This is a genomic window from Mycobacterium sp. E2989, from assembly GCF_001667595.1.
GTDB lineage: Bacteria > Actinomycetota > Actinomycetes > Mycobacteriales > Mycobacteriaceae > Mycobacterium.
In genome coordinates this window covers 1-6,187 of sequence record NZ_LZJX01000033.1, presented here as the reverse complement: position 1 = coordinate 6,187, position 6,187 = coordinate 1, and the positions used below count along the sequence as shown (strand labels likewise).

5 protein-coding genes and 1 pseudogene are annotated in these 6,187 nt (G+C 67.4%); 5 read left to right on the top strand and 1 reads right to left on the bottom strand.

Features of this window, described 5'->3' with window-relative positions:
- The 4 genes from A5680_RS07660 to A5680_RS07645 all read left to right on the top strand — a co-directional run.
- The coding region (locus A5680_RS07660; RefSeq protein WP_156675029.1) for an amino acid ABC transporter permease at nt 1-824 on the top strand (824 nt) is incomplete at its 5' end.
- The gene (locus tag A5680_RS07655; protein WP_067817874.1) at nt 821-1,570 is read left to right on the top strand and encodes an amino acid ABC transporter ATP-binding protein; all 750 of its coding nucleotides are present in this window, start codon (nt 821-823) and stop codon (nt 1,568-1,570) included. The genes A5680_RS07660 and A5680_RS07655, both read left to right, overlap by 4 nt.
- A gap of 73 nt (nt 1,571-1,643) precedes the next feature.
- Nucleotides 1,644-2,147 carry a MarR family winged helix-turn-helix transcriptional regulator gene (locus A5680_RS07650; protein ID WP_055399536.1) on the top strand — a complete coding sequence of 168 codons (504 nt, stop codon included), beginning with the start codon at nt 1,644-1,646 and terminating at the stop codon, nt 2,145-2,147.
- Nucleotides 2,148-2,194: 47 nt separating this feature from the next.
- Nucleotides 2,195-2,866: an SDR family oxidoreductase gene (locus A5680_RS07645; protein ID WP_055399534.1), complete on the top strand. Its 672-nt coding sequence runs from the start codon at nt 2,195-2,197 to the stop codon at nt 2,864-2,866.
- Between the two features lie 11 nt (nt 2,867-2,877).
- Here the strand turns inward: A5680_RS07645 and leuS are convergent, their stop codons facing one another.
- Entirely contained in the window at nt 2,878-5,790 is a 2,913-nt protein-coding gene (gene leuS, locus A5680_RS07640) for a leucine--tRNA ligase (protein WP_067817877.1), read from the bottom strand.
- A 184-nt stretch (nt 5,791-5,974) separates the two neighbouring features.
- Between leuS and A5680_RS07635 the strand changes: the two are divergent.
- Nucleotides 5,975-6,187, top strand: a pseudogene (locus A5680_RS07635) (hypothetical protein); the annotation flags it as partial.

The window sequence follows — 6,187 nt, the reverse complement described above, 5'->3', positions numbered from 1 at the left end:
CCGATTTCGCGGCGATCGCCGCCGCGCAGCACCGCACCTCGGCCCCGGCAGCGCCGAAATCCACGCTGGCGCAGTTGCGGGATTCGTTCTTCGACTGGGACATGTATCGGCGGGCCATCCCCCTGCTGCTGACGACGGGGCTGCCGAACACGTTGATCCTGACCAACTGCGCCATCGTGATCGGGCTGGCGCTGGGAATGGTGCTGGCCATGGCGGGCATCTCGAACCGGCGCTGGCTGCGCTGGCCGGCGCGGGTCTACACCGACATCTTCCGCGGCCTTCCCGAAGTGGTGATCATCCTGCTCATCGGGATGGGCGTCGGCCCGTTGGTCGGCGGGCTGACGAACAAGAATCCCTACCCGTTGGGAATCGCCGCGTTGGGGTTGATGGCGGCCGCCTACATCGGCGAAATCCTGCGCTCCGGAATACAAAGCGTCGACCCCGGACAGTTGGAGGCCTCGCGCGCGCTGGGATTCAGCTACTCGACCGCGATGCGCCTGGTGGTGGTGCCGCAGGGAATACGGCGCGTGCTGCCGGCACTGGTCAATCAATTCATCGGGTTGTTGAAGGCCTCCGCGTTGGTGTACTTCCTGGGCCTGATCGCCGATCAGCGGGAGCTTTTTCAGGTGGGCCGGGATTTGAATGCCCAGACCGGAAGCCTGTCGCCGTTGGTGGCCGCGGGTCTCTTCTACCTAATATTGACCATTCCGTTGACCCACCTGGTGAACTACATCGACGCGCGGCTGCGCCGTGGCCGGCGCGCCCCCGATCCGGACGAGGGCCCTGACATGCTCGCGACGACGTTCGGCCAGGAGATCACGTGACTCCCGCTGCCGCGAGCCGTGCGCCAGTATCGCTGGCCGCCAAGGACATTCACCAAACGCTTGGCGGCAACCGGGTGCTGCGCGGCGTCGATTTCGAGGCACCGGCCGGCACCACCGTCGCCGTGATCGGGCCGTCCGGCTCGGGCAAGTCGACGCTGCTGCGCACCTTGAACCGGTTGCACGAACCCGACAGCGGCGACATCCTGCTGGACGGCCGATCGGTGTTGCGCGACGATCCCAACGAACTGCGGCAGCGCATCGGCATGGTGTTTCAGCACTTCAACCTCTTCCCGCACTTGAGCGTTCTGAAGAACGTCGCGATGGCGCCGCGCAAGTTACGGCGCCTGCCCGCCGACGAAGCCCGCGACCTGGCGCTGGCCCAGTTGGAGCGAGTTGGGTTGAAGCACAAGGCCGATGCCCGGCCCGGCATGTTGTCCGGCGGCCAACAGCAACGGGTCGCGATCGCCCGCGCATTGGCCATGGCCCCGCAAGTGATGTTCTTCGACGAGGCGACATCGGCGCTCGATCCCGAAATGGTGAAGGGAATTTTGCAACTCATCGCCGATCTCGGCGCCGACGGTATGACGATGATCGTTGTCACCCATGAAATGGGCTTTGCCCGCTCGGCATCAGACACCGTGGTGTTCATGGATCGCGGCAAGGTCGTGGAATCCGGTCCGCCGGAGCAGATTTTCGAGACCGCACGAACGGAACGTCTGCAGCGTTTCTTGTCGCAAGTACTTTGACGCGTCCCGTCGCGACTAATTAGTCGGCATAGCTACCTTGTAAGCGCCTGATATCGGGTTAGACTCCCCGTTTATGGCGGACAGCGAATCCACCGTGGCCGACGTGACCGAGCTTGCGGAAGGTTTGCACCGTGCGCTGTCCAAATTGTTTTCGATTCTGCGTCGCGGAGACCCGAGCGGGGCCGCCGCCGGGGACCTGACGTTGGCGCAGCTGTCGATCCTCGTCACGTTGCTGGATCAGGGGCCGATCCGGATGACCGACCTGGCGGCCCACGAACGGGTGCGCACGCCCACCACCACGGTGGCGATCCGCCGGCTGGAGAAGCTCGGCCTGGTCAAACGCTCGCGTGACCCGTCCGACCTGCGGGCGGTGCTGGTCGACATCACCCCGCGCGGGCGGGCCGTGCACGGCGAGTCGCTGGCCAACCGGCGCGCCTCCCTGGCCGCGATGCTCAGTCAGCTGCCCGAGGCCGACCTCGGCACGCTCATGCAGGCGCTGGCGCCGCTCGAGCGGCTGGCCTCCGGCGAACCGACGTCCGGACCCGCGTGCCCGCCGGACGCACGCAAAGAGGCATGAAAGTACCTGTCGCACAACGACTTTAGCGTTGCCGTTAGACTACTGGCATGCCCACTGCACTCATCACCGGCGCCGGCGGCGGTATCGGTTCCGCGATCGCCACGGCGCTGGCCCCCACCCACACCCTGCTGCTGGCCGGCCGGCCCTCCGACCGGCTCGATGCCGTCGCGGAGCGGCTCGGCTCGACGACGTTCCCGCTGGACCTGACCGACTCCGCTGACATCGAGGCCGCCTGCGAGATCGTCGACGAACTCGATGTGCTGGTGCACAACGCCGGGGTGTCCATCCCCGGCCATGTCGCCGACACCGACGTCGACCAGTGGCGCGCCACCTTCGCCGTGAATGTGCTTGGGCCGGTGGAACTTACGCTCGCACTGCTACCCGCGCTGCGACAGGCCCGCGGCCAGGTGGTCTTCATCAACTCCGGCGCCGGCCGCAACGTCTCGCCCGGCATGGCCTCCTATTCGGCCAGCAAGTTCGCGCTGCGCGCCTTCGCCGATTCGCTGCGCGCCGACGAGCCACAGCTGCGGGTGACGACCGTGTACCCCGGTCGCACCGACAGCGAGATGCAGCGCGAACTCGTCGCGTTCGAGGGCGGCACCTACGACCCCGCCAAGTTCCTCAAACCCGAAACCGTCGCGGCCACAGTCGCCAATGTGGTGGCCACGCCCGCCGACGGCCACGTCCACGAGGTGGTGCTGCGGCCCACTGGCCGTTGACCGGTCGGCGGCTAGACGACCAGGTTGACCAGGCGGCCCGGGACCACGATCACCTTGCGCGGGTTCGCGCCGGCCAGGAAGGCCTGCACCTTCTCGTCCGATAAGGCCGCGGCCTTCAGGGTGTCCTGGTCGGCGTCGGCGGCCACCACCACCCGCCCGCGCACCTTGCCGTTCACCTGCACCGGGTATTCGACGCTCTCGTCTACCAGGTAGGTCGGATCGGCTTGCGGGAAGGGACCATGCGCCAATGACGTGGTATGGCCCAGCCGCAGCCATAGCTCCTCGGCCATGTGCGGTGCCAGGGGCGCCAGCATCAGCACCAGCGGCTCGACCGCCGCCCGCGGCACCGCGTCGCGATGCTCCTTGGTGAGGTGGTTGGTGTACTCGATCAGCTTGGCCGCCGCGGTGTTATTCCGCAGTGCCGCATAGTCTTCCGAGACACCGGCGATGGTGCGGTGCAGCGCTCGCAGGGTGTTGGCGTCCAGCTCGTGTTCGCCGGCCGCATCGAGCACCCGCGTCTGTCCGGTCTGCTCGTCGATCACCAGCCGCCACACCCGTTGCAAGAAGCGGTGCGCCCCGACGACGTCCTTGGTGGCCCACGGCCGGGAGGCCTCCAGCGGGCCCATCGACATTTCGTAGACGCGTAGCGTGTCCGCGCCGTACTCGTCGCAAATCTCGTCCGGCGAGATCGAATTCTTCAGGCTCTTACCGATTTTCCCGAATTCCTGAAAAACCTCGACCTCCCCGCCGGGGCCCGGATAGAAGAACCGGCCGCCGCGCTCGATGACCTCCTCGGCGGGGACGTAGGAGCCGCGCGAGTCGGTGTAGGCGAAGGCCTGGATGTAACCCTGGTTGACCAAGCGGCGGTACGGCTCCCGGGAGGTGACGTGGCCCAGGTCGTAGAGGACCTTGTGCCAGAACCGCGCGTACAACAGGTGCAGCACCGCGTGTTCGGCGCCGCCGACGTACAGGTCGACGCCGCCGGGATCCTGCGGGCCGTGCTCGGCGGGCCGCGGGCCCATCCAGTACGCTTCGTTCTCCTTGGCGCACAACCGTTCCGAGTTGTGCGGGTCGGTGTACCGCAGTTCGTACCAGGAGCTGCCGGCCCACTGCGGCATCACATTGGTGTCGCGGGTGTAGGGCTGCAAGCCGTCGCCCAGGTCCAGTTCGACGTGCACCCAGTCGGTCGCCTTCGCCAGGGGCGGCGACGGCTCGGTGTCGGCGTCGTCGGGGTCGAACAGCACCGGCGAATAGTCGGGCACGTTCGGCAGCTCGACGGGCAGGGCGGCCTCGTCGAGCGCGTGCGGGCGTCCGTCGGCGTCGTAGACGATCGGGAACGGCTCACCCCAGTAGCGCTGGCGGGCGAACAGCCAGTCCCGCAGCTTGAACTCGATCCGGGCCCAGCCGCGGCCCTCCGCCTCCAGGCGCGCCGTGATGGCCTGCTTGGCTGTCGGCACGTCCATCCCGTCGAGGTAACCGGAATTGACCAGTACACCGTCGCCCGGGTATGCGGCCTCCGAAATGTCGCCGCCGGCAATGACTTCCACGATCGGCAGGCCCAACTCGTGGGCGAAGTCCCAGTCGCGCTGGTCGTGGCCCGGCACCGCCATGATCGCGCCGGTGCCGTATCCGGCCAACACGTAGTCGGCGATGAAGATCGGCACCGGCTTGCTATTGGCTGGGTTGGTCGCATAGCTGCCGAGGAAGACGCCCGTCTTCTCGCGGTTTTCCTGACGCTCCAGATCCGACTTCGCCGCGATCGCCTGTCGGTAGCCCGCGACGGCCTCCCCCGGCGTGGCGGCACCGTAGGTCCACCGCGCGTCCGTCCCGTCGGGCCAGTCGGCGGCGATCAGCCCGTCGACCAGTTCGTGCTCGGGGGCCAGCACCAAATAGGTCGCCCCGAACATGGTGTCCGGCCGGGTGGTGAACACTTCGATGTCGACGGTCTGGCCGTCGGTGTTGGTCGCCGAGAACAGCGCCCTGGTGCCGGTCGAGCGGCCAATCCAGTTGCGCTGCATGGTTTTGACCGGTTCCGGCCAGTCCAGCAGTTCCAGGTCGTCGAGCAGGCGGTCGGCGTAGGCGGTGATCCGCATCATCCACTGCCGCAATCGTTTCCGGAACACTGGGAAGTTGCCGCGGTCGCTGCGCCCGTCGGCGGTGACCTCTTCGTTGGCCAGCACCGTGCCCAGTCCGGGGCACCAGTTCACCATCGAGTCCGCGCGGTAGACCAGTCGGTGGCCGTCGATGACGTCGGCCCGCTCCCCCGCCGACAGGGTGGCCCACTCCCGGCCGTCTTCGAGGCGCCGTGCGCCGGAGTCGAATTCCGCGATCAGCTCCGCGATGGGTCGGGCCTTGCGGGCCGCGGTGTCGAACCAGGCGTTGTAGATCTGCAGGAAGATCCACTGCGTCCACTTGTAGAACTCGACGTCGGTGGTCGAAAAGCTGCGCCGGCTGTCGTGGCCGAGCCCCAGCCTGCCCAGCTGACGCTTGAAGTTGACGACGTTGGCCTCGGTCCGGGTCCGCGGGTGGGTGCCGGTCTGCACGGCGTACTGCTCGGCGGGCAGCCCGAAGGCGTCGAAACCCAACGCGTGCAGGACGTTATGCCCGGTCATCCGGAAGTAGCGGGCGTACACGTCGGTGGCGATGTAGCCCAGCGGATGGCCGACGTGCAGGCCCTCGCCCGACGGATACGGAAACATGTCCTGCACGAACAACTTGTCGGCGGGAATCGGAGTGCCGTCCGTGGGGGCCAACGAACCGACCGGGTTGGGCACGTTGAATGTGCCGAGCTTTGCCCAGTTCTCCTGCCAGGCGCTTTCGATGCGCCCCGCCAGCGCCGCGGTGTAGCGATACGTCGGGGCGTCGGCGTCCGTCTGAACGACACCGAAGTTGGCATCCGCGGCGGTGGTCGGGGGTTCGGTCACCTGAACAGGGTATAAGGGTCCCCCGGCCAGCCCGCCGGGCCACAGGATGATCTCGGTTCCGTTGCGCACCGATCAGAGCTTCATCCCAGGTGTATTTCGAGCCTATTCACCGCCTTTGACCTCTAGTTACAGTCAGCCACTATCGACGGCTGCTGGCAGTGCGCCATTGGAAGGACCGACGGAGATGATTGAGAACATCCGCGCCCACCGTGCGCTCCTCGGGGGTCTCGTCGCCGGCCTGCTCGGCATGGCGGTTGTCACGGGCGCCCAGGCATCGGCGGACCCGGTGCTCCCCGCACCAGCACCCGCCCCCGCCGTACCGGCGCCGCAGAACGTCACCGCCGTCCCCGGGCAGGCGCCCGTCAACAGGTTCGTCGCCGCCCCGCCGGCCTCGAAC